We start from the raw sequence: 18,805 nt of genomic DNA on the forward strand, positions 1-18,805 counted from the left end.
CCGTCACACCCCGACCAGCGCGGGCCGGACCCGGCGCGCCACGTCGACGCACCGCTCGAATGTCACGTCCAGGGTGCGGCAGCCGGTGATGAAGCTCTCCAGGGCCGACATCCGCGCACCCCGCCCCACCACTTGCGGGTGCAGCGTCACCGTCACCACTCCGTCGGGCACGGTCTCCGTCATATATCGCACATCGCGCAGGAACCGGTCGAACATCGCGTCGGCGTCCTGGAGTCCGGGCATCACGATCTGCGAGGTGCGGACGTACTCCAGGTGCGGATAGTCGTCCAGCGTCCAGGACACCGGGAGTTCGACCACGGCCGAGTCCGGTCCGAACCGGAACGGCCCGTCGGCCGGGCAGCGGTCGCCGGAGCGCGCGAGGTAGGGCTCGAAGTCGGTGCCCATCAGCGACGAGTCGTAGACGATGCCGAGTTCGGTGAGGATGTCGACGGTGTGCTCGGTGAAGTCCCAACTGGGGGTGCGGTGTCCGGCGGGCGGGGTGCCGGTCAGCTTCTCGATCAGCGCCGCCGAACGGCGGTTGACCGCCAGCTCGGTGACCCGGTCCAGCGTCGACACCGGCTCATGGGCATACCCGTGCAGCGCGATCTCGTGTCCCGCCTCGGCGACGGCGGCGCTCTGTGCGGGGTACGTCTCCAGTGTGTGCCCCGGAATGAAGAACGTTGTCGGCACCTCGGCGCGGCGCAGCAGGGCCAGGATGCGATCGATGGCGTACGCGCCGAACTCGCCGCGGGAGACCGGGCCCGGGGTGGTCTGGCCGCGGGCCATCCACAGGGATATCGCGTCGAAGTCGAAGGTCAGACAGACGGTTCCGCGGCTCATGCGGGTATCTCCTCGCTCTGGGTGGTCGGGGCGGCCAGGGTGTCCTCCGGGAGGAACTCCAGGGGCTTCGGGGCCGGGTCGTCGAACAGGGTGTCCAACTCCCAGCGGGCGTAGCCGTGCCGGCTCGGCGGGCCCGGCGCGATCCACAGCACGCGGTCGGTGAGGTCCGTGACCACGGAGTAGACGGTCGCGTTGCGCTCGCCCTCCGGGACGTCGGGGTCGGGGTGACGGCAGATGCCGTCCGGGAAGGACCACTCGTCGCGCAGCGTCGCCACGAGGTCGGCGACGCCGACCCGGCGCTCGTCGAGCGCGGGTTCCAGCAGATGCCGGGCCCGCGCCGGGCGCAGGAGGGTGAGCGCGCTGGTCGCCGCCTTCTTGTCGCGCAGCGGCAGCGACGTCTCGAAGTGGTTAGCGTGGGCGATCAGCCCGTTCTCGGGCAGCAGCGTCCCGAAGACGTCCGGCGCCAGTTCGAAGTCGACGGCCTCGCCGCCGGTGCCATCGGCGAGCAGCACATTGCCGGACGAGATCCGTTCGACGGGCAGCAGCTTCTTGTGGGCGCCGGACATCGTCCGTGCCTGCAAGGCCCCACGCAGCAGATAGTGGTACGGGACTCCGGCGCCGCCCCGGTCCCGGTCGGACACCAGCAGGTTGGCGCACACCCCGAGCCCGGCGGAGTTGAGGCCACTCTTCGCGAGCATGCCCGCCTCGGCCAGGGACAGCACGCTGAACCCGGTCTCGTCGCGGGTGGCGAGCAGGAAGGTGACCTCCGCCTGCTCGGGGTGCCAGTCCCAGTTCTGGGCGAGCAGGGTGTGCCCGTTGCCGGTGTACCGGGGCAGCACCGACAGGGAGGTGCAGCCCTCGTCGCGGTAGCCGGTGCCGTACAGCATCTCGGTGCGTGCGTTGAGCGCGGCAAGCCGGTGGGCGGGCTGACGCGAGCCGGTCGCCATGCCGTCGAGCATCGCGGCGATCTCGGGGGAGTACGACGCGGCGATGTCCAGGTAGATCCGTCCCCAGCGCTCGATGTCGGCGTCGCTGAGCCCGGCGTCGTCGCGGAACCGGCCCACGTAGGTGTCGAGGCTGCGGGCGATGAGGTCGGCGGTGGCCTGGCCGAGGTCCTCGCCCATCTGACGGTAACTGCCCTGGACGACGATCAGCCGCGGGTTCTGGGGAGTCGCTGCGGACACGGTGGTATCTCTCATTTCAGTTCGGTCCGGTAGGTCTCGGGCATGCGGCACACGGTGACGAAAGTGATGAGGGCCGCGATCGTCGGCAGCAGGGCCACGAGGACGGCGTTGCCGGTGCTGTCGACGATCAGCGTCGCGATGAAGCCGGCCGTGCCGCCGAAGGCCATGACCGAGAAGTTGTAGCCGATGCCCAGCGCCGAGTAGCGGACGTTGGTGGGGAACAGTTCGGCGAGCGCTGCAGGTCCCGGCCCGGAGAACGCCGCGATGATGAGCCCGATGAGAATCTGGCCGAGGAAGACGCCTGCCGTGTTTCCGGTCTGGAACACCAACATGGCGGGGAAGCTCAGGAGCACGAGTCCGCCGGAGCCGATCAGCAGCAGCGGCTTGCGGCCGATCCGGTCGGACAGCACACCGAACCCGAAGATGGCCACCGTCAGCACGACCAGGCCCACGATGTTCGACGCCTCGACGATCCCGGGGGCGATGCCGGCCTCCTGGCGCAGATGCGTCGGCAGATACGTGAGGAAGAAGAAGTAGGCGACGGTCCAGCTCACGGTGAAGAAGAAGCCGCGTGCCATGGCGCCCTTCTGCGTGCGCAGTGCCAGCCGCAGCGGGCTCGCGCTGGTCTCCCCGGCGGCCTCCTGTTCGCGGAAGGCGGGAGTGTCCTCCAGACCGAAACGCAGCAGCAGAGCGACGACCGCGGTCACCGCGCCGACGAGGAACGGCACCCGCCAGCCGAACTCCCGCATGCCCTGCTCGCTCCAGAACAGCGAGTTCAGCGCCACCACGCCGGCGGCCACCAGGAAGCCGGCAGCGGTGCTGACCTGGTTGAGGCTGCCGTACCTGCCGCGGGCGCGCGGGGTCGCGTACTCCACCAGCATGGCTGCCGACCCGGCCCACTCACCGGCGACGGCGAAGCCCTGGAACAGCCGCAGCACCACCAGGAGCACAGGGGCGGCGACGCCGATGGTCCGATAGCCGGGCAGCAGCCCGATCAGGACGGTTGCCGCGCCCATGAGGATCACGCTGGCCAGCAGGGCGGGCCGGCGCCCCATCTTGTCGCCGATGTGCCCGAAGAAGACCGTGCCGAGCGGCCGGGCCAGAAAGCCCACGGCGAAGACAGCGAAGGTCGACAGCAGCGACGACACAGAGCCGCCACTGGAGAAGAACGCGGCGCTCAGATACACCGTCGAGTAGGCGTAGACGAGGTTGTCGTACTGCTCGAGCAGATTGCCGATGCTTCCGGAGACGACCGCCCGCAGCTTGAGGGCCTCTCTGGGGCCGGTGTCGGTGACCGGTGCCTCGGTCGTTGATGCCTTCATGGTCTCTCTTCTCGCGAGGGGCTCTTGACGGGATACAGGGGAGGGCATGGCAGGTGACAGGTCGTCAGGCAGCGGCGAGATAGCCGCCGTCCACGGGTAGCAGCACCCCCGTGACGAACGAGGACTCGGGTCCGGCGAGGAACGCGAGGGCGTGTGCCAGTTCATCGGTCTCGCCCGGCCGCGCCAGCGGGGCGCCGTTGACGCGGGCCCGCAGGGCCTCTGGTGGCAGGTGGTCCAGGAGCGCGGTGCGGAAGACCCCGGGCAGTAGGGCGTTCACGCGGATACCGCGCGGGGCGAGCTCGACCGCGGCCACCTTGGTGAGCTGGTGCACGGCGGCCTTGCTCATCTGGTACGCGACCGAGGACGGGACCGTGCCGTCCCCGGTGGGAGGGGTGGTGACCCCGTAGATCGAGCCGATGTTGACAATGACGCCTCGGGTCCTGGCCAGGTCGTCGGCGAAGGTCTTGATACCTCGCCACGGGCCGAACGCGTTCACCGCGAGCACCCGGGTGAAGTCCTCGTCACTCGTGTCGAGCAGGTCCGCCCGGGCGCTGACGCCCGCGTTGTTCACCAGTAGGCCGACCGGTCCGAACTCTTGGCGGACGATGTCACGCAGCCGATCCCACGACGCGGGGTCGGTGACGTCCAAGCGCACTCGACCCGTCCCGCCGGCGTCGTCCGCGTACTGGACATCGGCCCGCACCACGACGGCACCGAGATCTGCCAGCCGGTCGGCCGCCGCGGCCCCGATGCCGCCAGCTGCGCCCGTCACCACCGCGATTTTGCCGTCCAGGCCCATGGACTTCACTCCCTTCGGTGTCGTTGAAGGGGGACAGTAGGTCTGGTCGCGGGCCGCGACATCGGTCATCTGACCGATGTGGGGAGGCGGGGTGATTGCTGGGGACTTCTCGGTGGGGACAAGCTCTTCCGTCGGTGTCGGCTCTCAGCGGACTGCGGCCGGATTGGCCACGGATTGCCCACGTTCCTCAGACCCGAACCGCGCCTGACCGGTCCGGTTCGTACCTGTAGACGCCGGGGCTCACCTCATCGGACCGCGCGAAGGCAACCGATGCCAGCGCAGCAGGCCACCGAGTTTGCAAGTTCCAGGTTGCTCCGGACGGAAGACGCATACCCACGGTTTCAGGAAATGCGTTCCCATCAAGTCCGCGCCGGTCAGGTCCGCGCCGCGCAGGCTGGCGCCGCGCCGGTCAGGCCCCCTTCGTTCAGGTTCGCGTCGTTCAGGTGCGCGCCGGTCAAGTCCGCGTCGTTCAGCTGCGCTCTGGTCAGATTCGTGTTGGTGCGTTGCCACGCTCGATGTCCCGCACCACACCGCCGAGTTCCTCGCCCGGCTGCTGGCTGCCCACCAGCGGCGGTTGCGCACCCCGTGACCTCTGACCCCCGCCGATGCCTTCGAGGCATGCCGTCGAACCCCCATTGGTCTTCGACGGCAGCACCGCGCGTCCCCAGAATGCGGGCACCACCACTTCGCATTCCCGAGGAGTTCACCGTGTCCCTCTTGTACGCCCGGCGCCGCTGTACCGTGCTGGCCCTCCTCGTACTGGCCCTGGCCCTCGTGCCGGTCTCGCCGCTGGCGGCGAGACCCGCGTACGCCGCGACCGCTGTACCCGGTGATCCGCTCACCGGCAGCGGCGCCGTGACCAGGTCGGTGCTGACCGCCGCCGACCTGACCAGCGGCGCGGCCACCGGCACCGTCACCGACGACGCCTTCGCGCTGCCCGCGGCGGCCGCCGCCCCGAAGCACACCTTCGAGGGCACCCTGACGCTCAACGGCGTGGCCACCGCTAGAGGCTTCAGCACCATTAAGGACACCTACCACTACGCGGCCACCGCCGCGCTCAAGCACCTGCCGCCGGTGAGCATCGACCTCGTGCAGAACGGCAGCCACGTCATCCCTGCCGTCCGCGGCCTGCAGATCACCGGGAGCGCGTACTGGAACCTGATCGTCGGGGGCGGCCGCGCCTGGAACGAGAACGGCGACGGCGGCCGCACCCGCGTCTCGCTGCCCTTCGCGCTGGTCGAGCGCAACGCCAACTGCGTGCACAACGGCCTGCTGACCTTCCTCTTCGACGGCAGCACGATCTCCCGGGTCCGCTACCAGATCGTGCACGAGACGTGCGAGTACTTCCAGTTCGACATGTGGGGCCAGGTCGGCGCGACCTACTCCCGGCACACCGTGACCGGTGGCACCGGCCTGAAGAACGCGTACGCCGCCGAGGTCGCCAACCGCATCCCGACCAAGCCGATCAGCGCGCTGAGCACCGACCACCCGAACGCCGGCATCGACACCAGCGCGTTCGGCAGCGGCATCACCGCCTCGGCGCTGAGTACGTACGGCGTGTCCTACGGCGGGGTGAACTACGTCGGCGCGTGTCAGACCCGGCAGGGCGCGTACCCGTACTGCAACCAGATGGTGCTGCCGTCGTACTCGCTGGCCAAGACGATGTTCGCCGGCATCGTGCTGATGCGGCTGACGCAGGTCTACGGCTCGTCCGTGCCGTCGCAGCTGATCCGCGACTGGGTCAGTGAGGCGGACACCTCCGCCTGGACCGGCGTCACGTTCCAGGACACCGCGAACATGGCCACCGGCAACTACACCTCCAGCGCCTTCGAGTCCGACGAGTCCGGCAGCGGCATGACGGCGTTCTTCGACGCCGAGGCGTACGGGCCGAAGATGGCCGCCGCGCTGGCCTTCCCGCACTCCGCCGCGCCCGGCACGCAGTGGGTCTACCACTCCTCCGACACCTTCGTGCTGGCTCGGGCGATGCAGAACTACCTGGTGTCCAAGGCCGGCGCTGGCAGCGACATCTACCGCTGGATCCGCGACCAGGTGCTGGTCCCGCTGCACCTGAGCCCGGACGTGCTGACCACCGAGCGCACCGACAACAGCGCCACCGGGCAGCCGTTCGGCGGGTACGGCCTGTTCTACACGCAGGACGACATCGCCAAGGTCAGCCGGTTCCTGAACGCTGACGGCGGGAAGATCGGCGGCGTGCAGAAGCTCGACCCGACGATGCTCGCCGACGCGATGCAGCAGAACCCGGCGAACCGCGGCCTCACCACGACCGCCGGCACGACCGGCAAGACCTACAAGTACCAGAGCGGCCTGTGGGCCCGGCAGTTCACCTCGGCGGACAACTCGGTGTTCACCAGCCCGGTGTACGTGCCGTTCATGTCCGGCTTCGGCGGCATCACCGCGGCGATGCTGCCCAACGGCGCCACGTACTACTACTTCAGCGACAACAACGAGTTCGACTGGTCGGCGGCGGCCGCGCAGGCGTACAAGCTGCCCGCCACCGGCTGAGGCGGCGGGGGCGGCCGGCCGTGCACGGCCGGCCAGCTGCTCGGCAACGGCGGCTTCGAGACCGGGACGGCGTCGCCATGGACGGCGGACGACAAGGTCGCGTCCAACAACGCGCGGGAAGTGCCGCACGGCGGCACCCGGTTCGCCTTCATCGGGATCGAAGCCAGCGGCCGGTAATCGAGCCTGGGCCTCTGCATCCCCTTGCTCGACTGCGTGATGCGCGGGTGTCCAGTGCCCATGGTCAGAAGGACCCCAAGGCCGGGAACATCATCCGCGGTTGACGTCCCCCACTGGCGACTCGTGGGGGGGGGCCCGGCATGTGCCGGGCCCCCTCCCACGCTCCTCTGCCGTCAAGAGCTGTCCGCCCGCCGTGCCGAGGGGCGAGTCCCCGCAACTCACACGCCGGTCCCGCTCCTGATCCGCGCCTTCTCGAACTCCGACACCGGGTCGCCTCCGACGCTCCAGGGCCAGGCCGCGACCGTACCGTTGATCGCCTCGAAGACCGGACGGGCCTCGCCGCGCCGCTCGGCGGCCATCAGCGCGTAGGCCAGCAGGTTCAGGTCGGCGACGGCTGCCGCGTGGTGGAAGAACCCGGGCCGGGCCCAGGTGCGTGCCGCACGGTCGAGGGCCTGGGCGGCCGACGCGTGGGACCAGTGGGTGCGTGCCATCAGCGCCTCGACTCCGCCACGGGCGAGGACTGACTGGTACTGCAGAACCTCGGCGGTGAGCTCGGTGGCCGCGCAGGGCGCGATTGCGGGCGTGCTGGCGCGAAGCGCGTCGACGAAGTCCAGTACCTGGACGCGCGATCCCATCTCCTCCGGCCCCAGATAGCGCAGCATGCTCAGGTACGCCTCGCGGTTCCAGCGGTCGCGGGTCAGTACCTCGTTCCACAGGCCGAACACCTCCGGCTGACTGCGGCGCTCCAGCCGTGACAGACCCAACAGGACCACCCAGGGAGTGGGATCCTCCGGCGCCAGTTCGGCGGCGCGCAGACAGCTGTCGGCGATGCCGGCCGCGTCCTGCGGACGTCCCTGGGAGCGTCCGCGTTCGAGCTGCGCCCATGCGGAGAGGACGAGCGCGCTCGCGTTGCGCGGCTCACGAGTGGCCCAGGCACGGGGCCCGTGCGATGCGGACAGGCGGAACGCCAGCACGGAGAGCTGGTGGGTGCGGCGGTCCCAGTCAGCCCGGCTCTGGTCCAGGAGACGGGATATCTGGGCCATGCACAGGTCCGTCGTCGCGATCGTGCCCGTACTTGTTGTCGCCTGGAGGGACTTCAGCAGCCGGCCGAGGGCAGCGTCGTCGAGCTCCAGGACGAGACGTGCCCGTCTGCGGCGACTTGAGAGAAATGCCATGCATACCTCGTTGAGGACTTGGTCGTGCCCGCCAGCGTTCCCGAGGCCGCGGCGACTGTCCTGCGCACGGTCCGCGAGCTGCTGCGCCAGCCTCTCGGGCCGGCAGCTGATGCGGGATATCGCCGCATGGTGGGGCGCGCCGGGGCCGCCGTCCAATGCCTGCCCGATCTGGTCAGGCTGCCTGCCGGGCATACCTCCAGCTCTCCTTGGCCTGTCGGCCGTCGGGTCGGCGTGCGCTCACCCCTCGCGTCGTGGTGAGGGCCGTGGTCTGCAGTCGTCGCTGCAGTTCATAGGCGGGCGGCGACCTGTGGCCCGTACCGCTCGACGCAAAAACGTGACAAACCGGCCGCGAATGCCTCGATGCTGTGCAGCGCGTAGTGGCCGGCGTCCCACGCCGCGTGGAGGTGGATCTGCAGCGGTTCGCCCGTGCTGTCGAGGATCAGCAGCGGGTGCAGGTCGAAGCGGGGATCGTCGGAGACCACCGCGACGCCATGGCCCGAGGCCGCCATGGCCTGTACGACGTGCGGGGTGTCGCATTCGAGCACGATGTCGTACGAGGCGTCCGCGTCCTGCACGGCGTTGTCCAGGATGCGGCGGGTGCGGTGCGCCGCGGTGAGGACGATGAGGGGCTGCGCGGCAAGCTCCCTGATGGTGACGTGGTCCCGGTCCGCCCAGGCGTGGTCGGCACGGACGTAGGCCCACAGCGGCAGGCGGGCCACCGGGAGGCCGGCGAATCGACTCCTCGGAGGTGCTGAGGAGACGGCTACGTCGGCGCCCCTGGCAAGGGCCTGGTACGCATGTGCCGGACTCTCCGCCTGCACGGTGACGAGCGGATCTTCCGGTCCCCAGGTGGCCAGGAACGGCGCGATCACGTCGGTGATGGTGGTGGGCGGTGCCGCCACGGTGATCCGCATGGCACGACCGGCGGCCAGCGCGCCGACCGCGGCCTCGGCGGCGTCCGCGCGGGCGACCAGGTCGCGGGCCAGCGGAAGGAAGCGCCGGCCGGCCGCCGTGAGGACCATCTGCTTGCCGCCGCGGTCGAAGAGCGTCATCCCCAAGGTCCCTTCCAGGCCGCGCAGTTGGCGCGACAGCGAGGGCTGGGCGACGCGGACCACCTCGGCAGCCTTGGTGACGGAACCGGTCTCCACGATGGTCAGGAAGTAGCGCAGCACTCGGATTTCCATGGCGGTGGTCCTTCGGGAGACGGAGGAGGCATGACACCTTCATGCCTCAAAGGCATGATAGTCAACCCTGCCAAGTATTTGAGGCTATGGCTGACTGGCTGCATTCTTGTCCCACCGGAATTCCTGGTGATCGGCACCCGAATCTCCGTCGACTTTTCCTCGTACAACAATCCTTTCGATTGGCTGGTTCCCGCATGGCCCGCCCCCTGCCCCTGATCCTCGCCCAGGCGCCCGGCCGCCCGGCCGACGACCTCACAGGCTTCGCCGCCGACGTGGAGCGGCGCGTGAAACTGCGCGCACCCGGCGCCCTCGTCGTCTACCCCGAACTGCACCTCGGCGAGAGCGCCCCCGGCGTCCCCGCCGCCCCGGCGGAGGCCGCCGAGCCGCTCGACGGCAAACGCGATGCGGCCTTCGCCGAGCTCGCGGGGGACCTGGGCATCTGGCTGGTACCCGGCAGCGTCTACGAGCGAGGCACCGACGACCGCGTCCACAACACGACACCGGTCTATTCACCACAGGGTGAGCGCCTCGCCGCGTACCGCAAGATCTGCCCGTGGCGCCCGTACGAGACGACCACACCCGGCAACCGGTTCGAGGTCGTCGACCTCCCCGGGGTCGGCCGCATCGGCCTGTCCATCTGCTACGACACCTGGTTCCCGGAGATCTCCCGCCATCTGGCCTGGATGGGCGCCGAGCTGATCGTCAACGTGGTCCGCACGTCGACGAGCGACCGCGCGCAGGAAGTCGTCCTCAACCGCGCCAACGCCATCACCAACCAGGTCTTCGTCGCCAGCGTCAACTCCGCCGCCCCCTCCGGGACCGGCCGCAGCCTCGTCATCGACCCCCAGGGCACGGTGCGCGCCGAAACCGTCGATGCCGGCGACTCCACCCTCACCGACGTGATCGACCTCGACGAGGTCAGCAACGTCCGCCGCTACGGCACCGCCGGTCTCAACCGGGTCTGGGACCAGTTCCGCCCCGGCGACCCAGCTCTCGAGCTCCCGCTGTACGGGGGCCGCATCGACCCCGCCACCTGGAACCCCGCCCACACCACCGAGGAGCCGCGATGTTGAACAGCGAGACCACACAGAGCACAGAGAGCACCATGAGGCTGAGGGGCGACCTGAGTCTCCTCTCCGTCGTCCTGTTCGGCCTGGCCTACATCTCGCCCGGCATCGTCGTCACGATGTTCGGCGTGGTCGCCGCCACCAGCGGCGGCGCGGCCCCGACCGCGTTCGCCATCGCCACCGTCGCGATGCTGCTCACCGGGCTGAGTTACGCGAAGATGGCGCGCGCCGTGCCCGGCGCCGGGTCCGTCTACACCTACGCCCGCAAGATGCTCGACAGCCGCATCGGTTTCCTGTCCGGCTGGGCGATGCTGCTCGACTACTTCTTCATCCCGATGGTCGGCTGGCTGATCACGGCGATCTACTTCAACGCCCAGTTCCCCGAGATCCCCAAGTGGGTCTGGCTGATCGTCTCGGTGGGCATCACCACCGCCATCAACGTCTTCGGCATGAAGCTCGCGGACCGCGTCAACAAGGTCCTGATGTTCATCGCTCTGGGGTCGCTGGTCCTCTTCGCCACCCTGTGTGTCGTCTTCCTCGGCAAGCACGGCTCCTCCGCCCCCGCCACCAACGCCCTGTGGAACTCAGGCACTTCGATCGGCGCGGTCACCGCGGCCGCCGCCATCGCCGCGTACTCCTTCCTCGGCTTCGACGCCGTCTCCACGCTGGGCGAGGAGGCCAGGGGCGGGGCCAGGACGATCGGCCGCGGCATCATCGGCTGCGTCATCGCCGCCGGAGCGATCTTCATCGTGCTGTCCTTCGTGATGCAACTGGTCCACCCCGGCGCGAAGTTCGCCGACGTCGACGCGGCCGCCTACCACCTGAAGGTCCAGGTCGGCGGCGAGACGTACGCCGAGATCATCAACTTCGTCACCATCGCCGGATCCATCGCCTCCTGTATCGCCCTGCAAGCCTCCGCCGCCCGCCTCATGTACGTCATGGGACGCGACGGCGCCCTGCCCAAGGCCATCTTCGGCAACCTGTCGAAGAAAACCGGCACGCCCGTCCTGAACCTGCTGCTGACCGCGGCCGCCGGTGTCATCGCCATGAAACTCGACCTGACCACAGCCACCTCATTCATCAACTTCGGCGCCTTCCTCGGCTTCACCCTGGTGAACGTCTGCGTGATCGCCCACCTGGTCCGAGAGCGCAGACACGGCCGCACCCCCAACCTCTTCTCGTACCTGGTGATGCCGGCCATCGGCGCCGCCGTCTCCCTCTACCTGCTCACAAAGCTCGGTCACGTCGCACTCCAGATCGGCGGCGTATGGCTGGCGATCGGCGTCGCCTACCTGGCCGTCCTGACCAAGGGCTTCCGCCGGCCCGCACCGGAGATGACCTTCGACGACGACACCGCGGCCACGGACCCAGTCACCGCGTAGCTCCCCTCCCTCGCCCGGGCTCATCGTTGCCCAGCACACCAACGAAGGCTGGCCGTTGCGCGTGATCCCGGTCGTAGTCCCTTGCGGCAGGACGAGGGGCGAATGCTGCCGTGCTCCTGATCGGATCGTCGAGCGGTCCTGCGAAAATCAGCGGTGTGGGGCCTTCTCGTGCTGTCTGCCATGAGATCCACGGTCAGCCGACGGAGGGGCCAAGTGTAGGGAACGCGGGGTCGTGCGCAGGAGTTCCTGCGGGAACGTCGGAGTCCGCGTGTGATGAGCACTGCCTGTGGCGGCTGATCATGAGCAGAAACCGGCACCAGGAAATCTAGTGCGGTCACTGCGAGTAGCGGCGATGCCGCCGTGCCGGCCGGTGAGGCCGGTCCCCGCGCGGACGGCGGCGGCGAGGCGCTCGGCGTCCTCGTACACCGCGAGGTCATCGGAGGTCGCCACGAATAATCCATGTTCCTTCAGGAACGGCAGGAAGGTGTTGCTGCTGGTCACGGGCTGGTGCCCGTGACCAGCAGCACGGACGACGAGTGCCCGCCGGGTGTCACTGGTCAAGGTCTTGCACACTCCTATCGGCGCCGTGCGCACAGGCACGGCGGTTGCAGGTCAGAAGATCGAGAGCACAACAGGTCCTGATGAACGGGTGTTGCCGCCGCTCATCAGGCCGGCCCCGGCGTGTCAGGTCAGTCGCGTTCCGTGAAGACCTTGACGTCCCACGGGCCGAGTTCGATCGTGCGCCCGGCTGCGTATGTGGTGTGGGTGAGGATGTCCTCCACGGCAGTGGGGAGTGAAACGGACACCGGGTCCCATGACCAGTTGTGCAGGAAGCGGACGCGACGGCCGTCCGGGGCCGTGGCCGAGGTGGCCGTGACGCTCGGATACGGGAGGCGCCACGCCCCGGCCGGGGCGGCCGCCCAGCCGAACAGTGCCTCGGCGAAGGCCGGGTCGGGCACCGTGCCGACGTAGGTGATGCGGCCCTCGCCGCAGCGGCGGGTCGTAGTCGCGGGCCAGCGTTTGAGGTGCGGGTCGTCGTAGGTGGCCAGCACGTCCGCTCCGTCCGGGACGAGAGCCTCCGCCCAGTGCAGGGCGTCGGCTCCGGCCGGCAGCGGGAGTTCCGCGCTGCCGTGCACCCGTACCGCCGTGTCCAGGTTGGTGAATTCGTCGTAGGAGACCCCGGCGGCCCGGGCGAGACGGGCCGGCTGGATGTCGGTGCGGGCCCGGGCTTCGGGGTCCGCGTACCCGGTGCGGGGGCCTATCACCAGGTGTCCGCCGGATTCCGCGTAGGCGAGCAGCCGGTCCAGCGTCGCGTCGTCCGCGATGTAGAGCGCGGGCACGACGAGCAGCGGCGGCAGGTCCGCCGTGTCCAGTTGGCCGGGGTGGACCAGGTGTGCTTGCAGGCCCGCGTCGAACGCGCCCCGGTAGAAGGCGTCGAAGATCGTGGCGTGGGAGCGCGTATCCGGTGAGCCGTCCGGCTTGGCCAGTGGGGGCTGAGCCCCCAGGGCCCATTTGCTGGGCAGTGAGTAGAGGAAGGCGACGTCCGTGTCCGGGGTGAGCGAGGCGACCAGGTCACCGGCCGCCTCCAACTCGGCGCCCAGAGCGGCGAGTTCGCGGTAGATCCGGCCCGGCCGTCCGCTGTGCGGGAGGATGCCGCCGACGTAGGTCTCGGTGCCGACGTGCAGGGTGTGCCAGTGCCAGTACTCGATCATTGAGGCGCCGCGGGAGATCAGCGCCCAGGCGGCCTGGCGCCACTGCCCGTCGTAGGCGGGTTTGTTGTTCCAGGATCCGCCGATGGTCTGGGCGTTGGTCTCGGTGACGAGGAAGGGTTCCTGTCGGGAGGCGTAGAAGCGGTCGGCGATGCGGTAGAGCGCCCAGGTTCCCTCGTTGGCGGCCGCGCTCTGGCGCGTGGGGTGCGGGTTCGGCAGGGTGAGTGCGTCCTGCATGGGGTAGTAGGGGTTGCCGGCGGTGACATCGAGGTTGCGGGTGAGCGCGTCGTCCTCGATGCCCGGGCGGTCGTAGGCGATGCAGGTGGTGACGAACTGGTCGGGGCTCGCGTACTCGCGGACGATGCCGGCCTGCCACTCGATGAACTCGGTGGTGAGAGCGGCCTGGAAGCGGCGCCAGGCCAGGTCGTACTGTGGCTGGCTGTTGCCGTCGGGCGTCCACAGGTCGGCCCAGGTGGACAGGCGGTGCGACCAGTAGGTCAGGCCCCACTCGCGGTTGAGGGTGTCGACGTCGCCGTAGGTGTGGCGCAGATGGTCGACGAAGCGCTGGAAGACGCCGTGGTTGTGGAACAGTTCCAGGCCGGGCTCGTTGTCGACCTGGAATCCGATGACGGCGGGGTGCTCGGCGTACCGGGCGACGACCTTGCGGATGACGCGCTCGGCGTGGAAGCGGAACGCCGGGTGCGTGTAGTCCACTTCCTGCCGCGCTCCCCAGCCGATGCGCTGCCCGGTGCCGCGTTCGCCGGCTATCTCCGGGTACTGGCGGGCGAGCCACGGGGGTATCGCGTAGGTCGGGGTCCCGAGGATCACGGCGATGCCGCGCTCGTGCGCGCCGTCCAGGACCGGCTGGAGCCAGTCGAGTTCGAAGCCCCCGTTCTCGGGCTCCCAGGTCGACCACACGGATTCACCGACGCGGATGACGTTGAAGTGCGCCTCGGCCATCAGGTCGAGGTCGTCCTTGAGGCGCTCGTAGGGCTGGTACTCGTAGTAGTAGGCGGCGCCGAACAGGACGCGCCGGGGCGGCTGGAACATGACTCTCCGTAAGTTGTCGAGTGGCCGGCCAGGGCCGGGGCGATCCGTCAGCCGTTCGCGAGCAGGTCCAGGTGCTGGTCGCGCGAGACACACCGCTCGAGTGCGAAGGAGTCGGCCAGGGCGAGTACGTCGTCGTCGCCGAGGCCGCGGAAGAGCTCGGCGTACTCCTGGATCAGCGGCTGGCCCAGCATGACGTGCCGGATGATGACGTCGAGCCACTGGCGGGTGCTGAATGGCTGCCCGCAGAAGCCGGGGAACTCGTCGGCGACGAGTTGTTCGAGCGGCTTGATCAGGTCCAGGGCGGCGCCTTCGGGGGAACCCCAGGCTTCCGCACCCAGGCGGTGCTTCTTCGCCATGAACGCGCCGAAGTGCCGGTCGTAGGCGCTGCCAGGGGCAAGGTGGACGAGCCCTTGCAGGCCGACGTCCTTGTATGTCCAGATGGTCCAGTTCGCTTCGTGGCGCCGGTAGATCTCCAGTTGGTCGGCGAGCAGTTGGGCGCATTGCTCGTCCCGCACGGGGTCGCCGGTGTAGACGGGACCGAACTCGCCGACCCAGATGGGGGTGTTGGTCTTGCGCATGTACGCGGTGCGACGCAGGAAGGAGTCCTCGACCTGGTCCCTGTCGATCCAGACGCCGTCGGTGTGGCCGGGGTAGCCGGTGCTGCGGGCGAACCCGGCGCGCGCGTAGTCGTGGCAGGTGTAGACGGTGTTGTCGATGGGGTCGCCGAAGATGTCGAACTCGGCGGAGTAGTGGTTGCCGTCGAGGAAGAGGATGTGGTGCGGGTCGACCGCGCGGATCGCGCCCGCGAGGCGGTCGTAGAAGGCGGGGAGCACCTGCCCGGAATCGTCGGCGGGCTCGTTGATCGGGTTGTAGCCGGCCACCCACGGGTTGTCCTTGTAGCGGTCGGCGATGACTTCCCACAGGTGGACCACCCGGTCCTGGAAGTGCGGGTGGGTCCAGAAGAACGACAGGTGCGTGGGGTTGTCCGAGTGCCACTGGTGGTTCTGATAGCCGGGCAGGGAGTGCAGGTCGATGATGGTGTAGATGCCGTACCGGGCGCACAGTTCCACCACGCGGTCGAGGTGCGCGAAGCCCTCCTCGCGTATCTCGAACGGTCGGGCGTCGTCCTCGAAGTGACGGTAATTCACGGGCACACGCAGGCAGTTGAGACCCTTGGACGCAAGGAGCGCGGCGTCGGCCTCGGTAAAGAAGACGGTCAGCAACCGGTCGAAGAACAGCTCGTAGCGGCGCTCGCCGAGGACGTCACGTACCGCTGAACGCATGGCGTCCTCATTGCCCGGATAACCGGTGATGAAGTTCTCCATGTTCATCCAGCCACCGAGCCCGGCGCCGCGAAGCCGGACCGGAGTGCCGTCGCGGGTGGCCAGGCCGGTGCCGGAGGTCTTGAGCAGGGGGTTCGAGTCCGGGAACGAGTCGTGGGAGCTGGGCGCGGATGGTGTCGTGATCAGCACGGGGGATCCTTCGCTGTGTGGTGGCGGGCTGGGAGCGATGGCGGATCAGGGGGAGTTGGACGGCCGGGCTGTTGGGAGGGACCTGCGGTGCGGCTTCGCAGGCCGTGGGCACCACACCGGCGGCGGTACGACGATCCTCATACGCTCGGCGCCGAGCCCGCGCGAGCAGGATCGGGCAAGGGAGTCCGGGCCCCCTTAAAGGGGGTCGGGGACGGGACGGAGGCTGCCGGGCAACCGGGGACGGCGCCCCCCAGGGGCAGCCGCCCGGATCAGTCGTGCGGTGGCCGGGTGGATTCTCGTACGACCAACTGGGTTGCGAGCTCGACATGGTGGGAGTCGATCTTCTCCCCGGCGGCCAGTTGCAGGGCGGTACGCAGGGCCACGGCCCCCATCTCGCGGACGGGGCCGTGGATGGTGGTCAGCGGTGGGGAGGTGACCTGGGCGAGCGGTGTGTTGTCGAAGCCGACGACGCTCAGGTCGTCGGGTACGCGCAGGCCGCACCGCCGGGCGGCCTCGATGGCCCCGGCGGCCAGTTCGTCTGAGGCGGCGAATACCGCGGTGGGCGCCGGGTTCACGGCGAGCAGGCGCGCCCCATGGTCGACGCCCTCGGCGGCGTGGAACGTACCGGCGTGGCGGATCAGTTCGGTCGGCACCTGCGCGCCTGCCGCATCCATCGCACTGCGGAAGCCGTGCAGGCGAGCCTGGTTGGAGCCGGCGTGCTCTGTGCCGCCGAGGTAGGCGATGCGGCGGTGGCCGAGGGACAGCAGGTGCGTGGTGGCGGCGTGGCCGCCGGAGAAGTTGGTCGCACCGACGCTGACGATCGAGTCGTCGGGCAGTGATTCCGGGTCGAGCAGCACCAACGGCATACGGACCCGGTCCAGCGCCTCGCGGGCCGTGGACGACAGGGTGTTCGCCGTCACCGCGATGACGGCACGCCGTCCTGCGGCGGCCAGGTCGCGGGCCCAGGAGGCAGGATCGGCCGTCGGATCACGGTCGCCGCGCCTGCCCACCACCACCGCGATGCCCTCATCCGCTCCGGCGTCCACCACGCTCTGAATGATCTCGGTGTGGTAGATGCTCAGTCGCTCGAACCCGAAGAAGAGCTCCACAGTGGGGTGTGAGCGCAGATCATCCCGGTAGCCGCCATAGTTGTAGCGGCGCAACAGCTCCAGGACCTTGTCGCGCGTCTGCTGAGCCACGTCACGGCGACCGTTGATGACCTTCGAGACGGTGGCCACCGAGACGCCGGCGGTCTCAGCGACCTTCGCAAGGGTGACGCGTTGAGGATCGGATGCCATGGCTCTCCCGGGGCGTGACGGCGGGCGGTTGGCCCGACTGCCCAGCACCGTAGCATCGAAATTTTTTTCGTGAATCCCTTGAGTCAAGGTGGTTGCAGAACAGGAAAATTGGCCGTGCGGCAGGTATTGACGGGCTTGTTTGCCGCACCTAGCGTTCACCGCCAGCACGCCAGATAGAAACAAGTTTCGAACTCGCAGGGCATGTTCTTTCGGTCCTGTGCGATGGCGGCTCTTCAGGCGATGTCGACGCCACCGACCCAAAGGGGCAGACCCGAGATGACACGAATCCACGTGAAGGGTTCAGCAGACCCGACCGGCACCACCACGGGACCTTCCCGGCGCGGCTTCCTTCTGGGAGCGGTCGGCGCCGGTCTCGCCACTACGTCACTGGCGGCCTGCAGTTCCGGCGGCTCGGGCGGCTCGGGCGGCTCGGAGATCGTTTTCATGAACCAGTCCCGCGGTCAGGCCTCGACGCTGAAGAAGCTGGCCCAGCAGTACACGAAGCAGACCGGCGTGAAGATCAGGATCGACGACGTCGGCCCTGCGGACTTCGTGACCAAGCTTCAGTCGAGCTCCCAGTCCCGCAACATGCCGGACATGTACTCAGTGGTCGACGGCCATACCATGGCCCCCTACTACAAGGCCGGCTGGGCGATGGACCTGACCGAGAAGATGAAGGGCAGCTGGGGCGACAGCTTCCGGCCCGCCACACTGAAGACGACGACGTTCGCGGCGGACAATCCGCAGGGCGTGAAGCCGGGTGTCTACAGCGCACACTGGGAGACCCCGGCCCTGGGGGTCTTCGTCAACGCCGGGATGTACAAGGCCGTCGGGCTGAACCCGGACCAGGCGCCTGCTTCCATGGGCGAGTTCATCGATCAGATGCGCAAGATCAAGAAGTCTGGGAAGGGTCCCTTCTGGTTCGCAGCGAGCCTGTCCAACCAGGTGATCCAGTCCTACGCCTCCAACTACATGACCGACGAGGAGCTCAACGCCACCTTCGTGGGCGACAACAGCTGGAAGAGCGAGGGCTGGCGCAAGACGCTGCAGCTCGTGGTCGACCTGCGAGACGCCGGCGTGATCGCCACCGGCTCGCTGCCGAGCGGCAACACCGACAACCCCAACGTGGAGAAGGCCTTTTTCAACACCCAGGGCGTCGCGGCCATCTTCGACGGCACCTCGGCCGTCGGCGTGGCCCGCGCGACCGCCCCGGACTTCACCGACTTCCGCTCCTTCCCGCTTCCCAAGGCCGATGACGGCACCCAGACCCCGCGCCTGGTCGGCGGCGCGGCCAAGGGCGCAGCGGTCAACCCCCGCAGTAAGAAGGCCGCCGAGGCGCTGAAGTTCCTGAAGTGGCTGACCGCCGCCGACCAGCAGCAGACATGGGCCACCGGGGTCCCGCTGATCCCCTCCGCGCGTGCCGTGTCCGGCAAGAACATCCCCAAGCAGCTGACCGGCATCGCCGCGGACACCTCCCACATCCAGCTCGTCCAGAACCAGATTCTGGAGCAGGTCAACACCGCGCTGCAGAAGGGCACTCAGGCCCTCGTCCTCAAGGAACGCTCGGTCGACCAGGTCCTCGGCGACCTCGACGCGGCGCAGAAGAGCGCGTAATGCAGCGCG

Annotated in this window: 15 protein-coding genes; 4 read left to right on the forward strand and 11 right to left on the reverse strand. The window is 69.0% G+C overall.

All coding sequences use genetic code 11. The features are described 5' to 3' along the window. Positions 1-3 precede the first annotated feature (3 nt). The 5 genes from OHO83_RS37585 to OHO83_RS47075 all read right to left on the reverse strand — a co-directional run bounded on the left by OHO83_RS37585 (position 4) and on the right by OHO83_RS47075 (position 4,837). Positions 4-840: a polysaccharide deacetylase family protein gene (locus OHO83_RS37585; protein ID WP_116501951.1), complete on the reverse strand. Its 837-nt coding sequence runs from the start codon at positions 838-840 to the stop codon at positions 4-6. Then, positions 837-2,024 carry a C45 family peptidase gene (locus OHO83_RS37590; protein ID WP_330280432.1) on the reverse strand — a complete coding sequence of 396 codons (1,188 nt, stop codon included), beginning with the start codon at positions 2,022-2,024 and terminating at the stop codon, positions 837-839. The genes OHO83_RS37585 and OHO83_RS37590 overlap by 4 nt, the downstream gene beginning before the upstream one ends. A gap of 11 nt (positions 2,025-2,035) precedes the next feature. Continuing rightward, positions 2,036-3,346: an MFS transporter gene (locus tag OHO83_RS37595; protein ID WP_330280433.1), complete on the reverse strand. Its 1,311-nt coding sequence runs from the start codon at positions 3,344-3,346 to the stop codon at positions 2,036-2,038. Between the two features lie 64 nt (positions 3,347-3,410). Next, the gene (locus OHO83_RS37600; RefSeq protein WP_330280434.1) at positions 3,411-4,214 is read right to left on the reverse strand and encodes an SDR family NAD(P)-dependent oxidoreductase; all 804 of its coding nucleotides are present in this window, start codon (positions 4,212-4,214) and stop codon (positions 3,411-3,413) included. A 305-nt stretch (positions 4,215-4,519) separates the two neighbouring features. After that, positions 4,520-4,837 carry a pentapeptide repeat-containing protein gene (locus OHO83_RS47075; protein ID WP_405603749.1) on the reverse strand — a complete coding sequence of 106 codons (318 nt, stop codon included), beginning with the start codon at positions 4,835-4,837 and terminating at the stop codon, positions 4,520-4,522. A gap of 16 nt (positions 4,838-4,853) precedes the next feature. Here OHO83_RS47075 and OHO83_RS37605 point away from each other — a divergent pair, with 16 nt between their 5' ends. Then, a complete protein-coding gene (locus OHO83_RS37605) occupies positions 4,854-6,668 on the forward strand; it encodes a hypothetical protein (protein ID WP_330280435.1) in 1,815 nt (604 codons plus the stop codon). Positions 6,669-7,063: 395 nt separating this feature from the next. Here OHO83_RS37605 and OHO83_RS37610 read toward each other — a convergent pair whose 3' ends face one another. Further along, positions 7,064-8,020, reverse strand: a complete 957-nt coding sequence (locus OHO83_RS37610; protein WP_330280436.1) for a hypothetical protein — start codon at positions 8,018-8,020, stop codon at positions 7,064-7,066. A gap of 287 nt (positions 8,021-8,307) precedes the next feature. Beyond that, entirely contained in the window at positions 8,308-9,204 is an 897-nt protein-coding gene (locus OHO83_RS37615) for a LysR family transcriptional regulator (protein ID WP_330280437.1), read from the reverse strand. 194 nt (positions 9,205-9,398) lie between these two features. Between OHO83_RS37615 and OHO83_RS37620 the strand changes: the two genes are divergently transcribed. Further along, positions 9,399-10,277, forward strand: a complete 879-nt coding sequence (locus OHO83_RS37620) for a carbon-nitrogen hydrolase family protein (protein ID WP_266676160.1) — start codon at positions 9,399-9,401, stop codon at positions 10,275-10,277. Next, positions 10,271-11,653 carry an APC family permease gene (locus OHO83_RS37625; protein ID WP_330280438.1) on the forward strand — a complete coding sequence of 461 codons (1,383 nt, stop codon included), beginning with the start codon at positions 10,271-10,273 and terminating at the stop codon, positions 11,651-11,653. The genes OHO83_RS37620 and OHO83_RS37625 overlap by 7 nt, the downstream gene beginning before the upstream one ends. Positions 11,654-11,950: 297 nt before the next feature. Here OHO83_RS37625 and OHO83_RS37630 read toward each other — a convergent pair whose 3' ends face one another. The 4 genes from OHO83_RS37630 to OHO83_RS37645 all read right to left on the reverse strand — a co-directional run bounded on the left by OHO83_RS37630 (position 11,951) and on the right by OHO83_RS37645 (position 17,182). After that, the gene (locus tag OHO83_RS37630; protein ID WP_330280439.1) at positions 11,951-12,154 is read right to left on the reverse strand and encodes a hypothetical protein; all 204 of its coding nucleotides are present in this window, start codon (positions 12,152-12,154) and stop codon (positions 11,951-11,953) included. Positions 12,155-12,342: 188 nt separating this feature from the next. Beyond that, entirely contained in the window at positions 12,343-14,412 is a 2,070-nt protein-coding gene (locus tag OHO83_RS37635; RefSeq protein WP_330280440.1) for a beta-galactosidase, read from the reverse strand. Positions 14,413-14,459: 47 nt separating this feature from the next. Beyond that, positions 14,460-15,884, reverse strand: coding sequence for a glycoside hydrolase family 5 protein (locus tag OHO83_RS37640; RefSeq protein WP_330280441.1), 1,425 nt, complete (start codon positions 15,882-15,884; stop codon positions 14,460-14,462). A gap of 269 nt (positions 15,885-16,153) precedes the next feature. Then, a complete protein-coding gene (locus tag OHO83_RS37645; protein WP_330280442.1) occupies positions 16,154-17,182 on the reverse strand; it encodes a LacI family DNA-binding transcriptional regulator in 1,029 nt (342 codons plus the stop codon). Between the two features lie 276 nt (positions 17,183-17,458). Between OHO83_RS37645 and OHO83_RS37650 the strand changes: the two genes are divergently transcribed. Next, positions 17,459-18,796: an ABC transporter substrate-binding protein gene (locus OHO83_RS37650; RefSeq protein WP_330280443.1), complete on the forward strand. Its 1,338-nt coding sequence runs from the start codon at positions 17,459-17,461 to the stop codon at positions 18,794-18,796. Positions 18,797-18,805 lie beyond the last annotated feature (9 nt).

This window comes from Streptomyces sp. NBC_00569, from assembly GCF_036345255.1.
In the GTDB taxonomy this organism is placed as follows: Bacteria; Actinomycetota; Actinomycetes; order Streptomycetales; family Streptomycetaceae; genus Streptomyces.

Coding starts and splice junctions, on each gene's coding strand:
- OHO83_RS37610 (WP_330280436.1), bottom strand. CDS start 8,020: ATGGCATTTCTCTCAAGTCGCCGCAGACGGGCACGTCTCGTCCTGGAG.
- OHO83_RS37585 (WP_116501951.1), bottom strand. CDS start 840: ATGAGCCGCGGAACCGTCTGTCTGACCTTCGACTTCGACGCGATATCC.
- OHO83_RS37600 (WP_330280434.1), bottom strand. CDS start 4,214: ATGACCGATGTCGCGGCCCGCGACCAGACCTACTGTCCCCCTTCAACG.
- OHO83_RS37635 (WP_330280440.1), bottom strand. CDS start 14,412: ATGTTCCAGCCGCCCCGGCGCGTCCTGTTCGGCGCCGCCTACTACTAC.
- OHO83_RS37625 (WP_330280438.1), top strand. CDS start 10,271: ATGTTGAACAGCGAGACCACACAGAGCACAGAGAGCACCATGAGGCTG.
- OHO83_RS37620 (WP_266676160.1), top strand. CDS start 9,399: ATGGCCCGCCCCCTGCCCCTGATCCTCGCCCAGGCGCCCGGCCGCCCG.
- OHO83_RS37645 (WP_330280442.1), bottom strand. CDS start 17,182: ATGGCATCCGATCCTCAACGCGTCACCCTTGCGAAGGTCGCTGAGACC.
- OHO83_RS47075 (WP_405603749.1), bottom strand. CDS start 4,837: ATGCGAAGTGGTGGTGCCCGCATTCTGGGGACGCGCGGTGCTGCCGTC.
- OHO83_RS37595 (WP_330280433.1), bottom strand. CDS start 3,346: ATGAAGGCATCAACGACCGAGGCACCGGTCACCGACACCGGCCCCAGA.
- OHO83_RS37615 (WP_330280437.1), bottom strand. CDS start 9,204: ATGGAAATCCGAGTGCTGCGCTACTTCCTGACCATCGTGGAGACCGGT.
- OHO83_RS37650 (WP_330280443.1), top strand. CDS start 17,459: ATGACACGAATCCACGTGAAGGGTTCAGCAGACCCGACCGGCACCACC.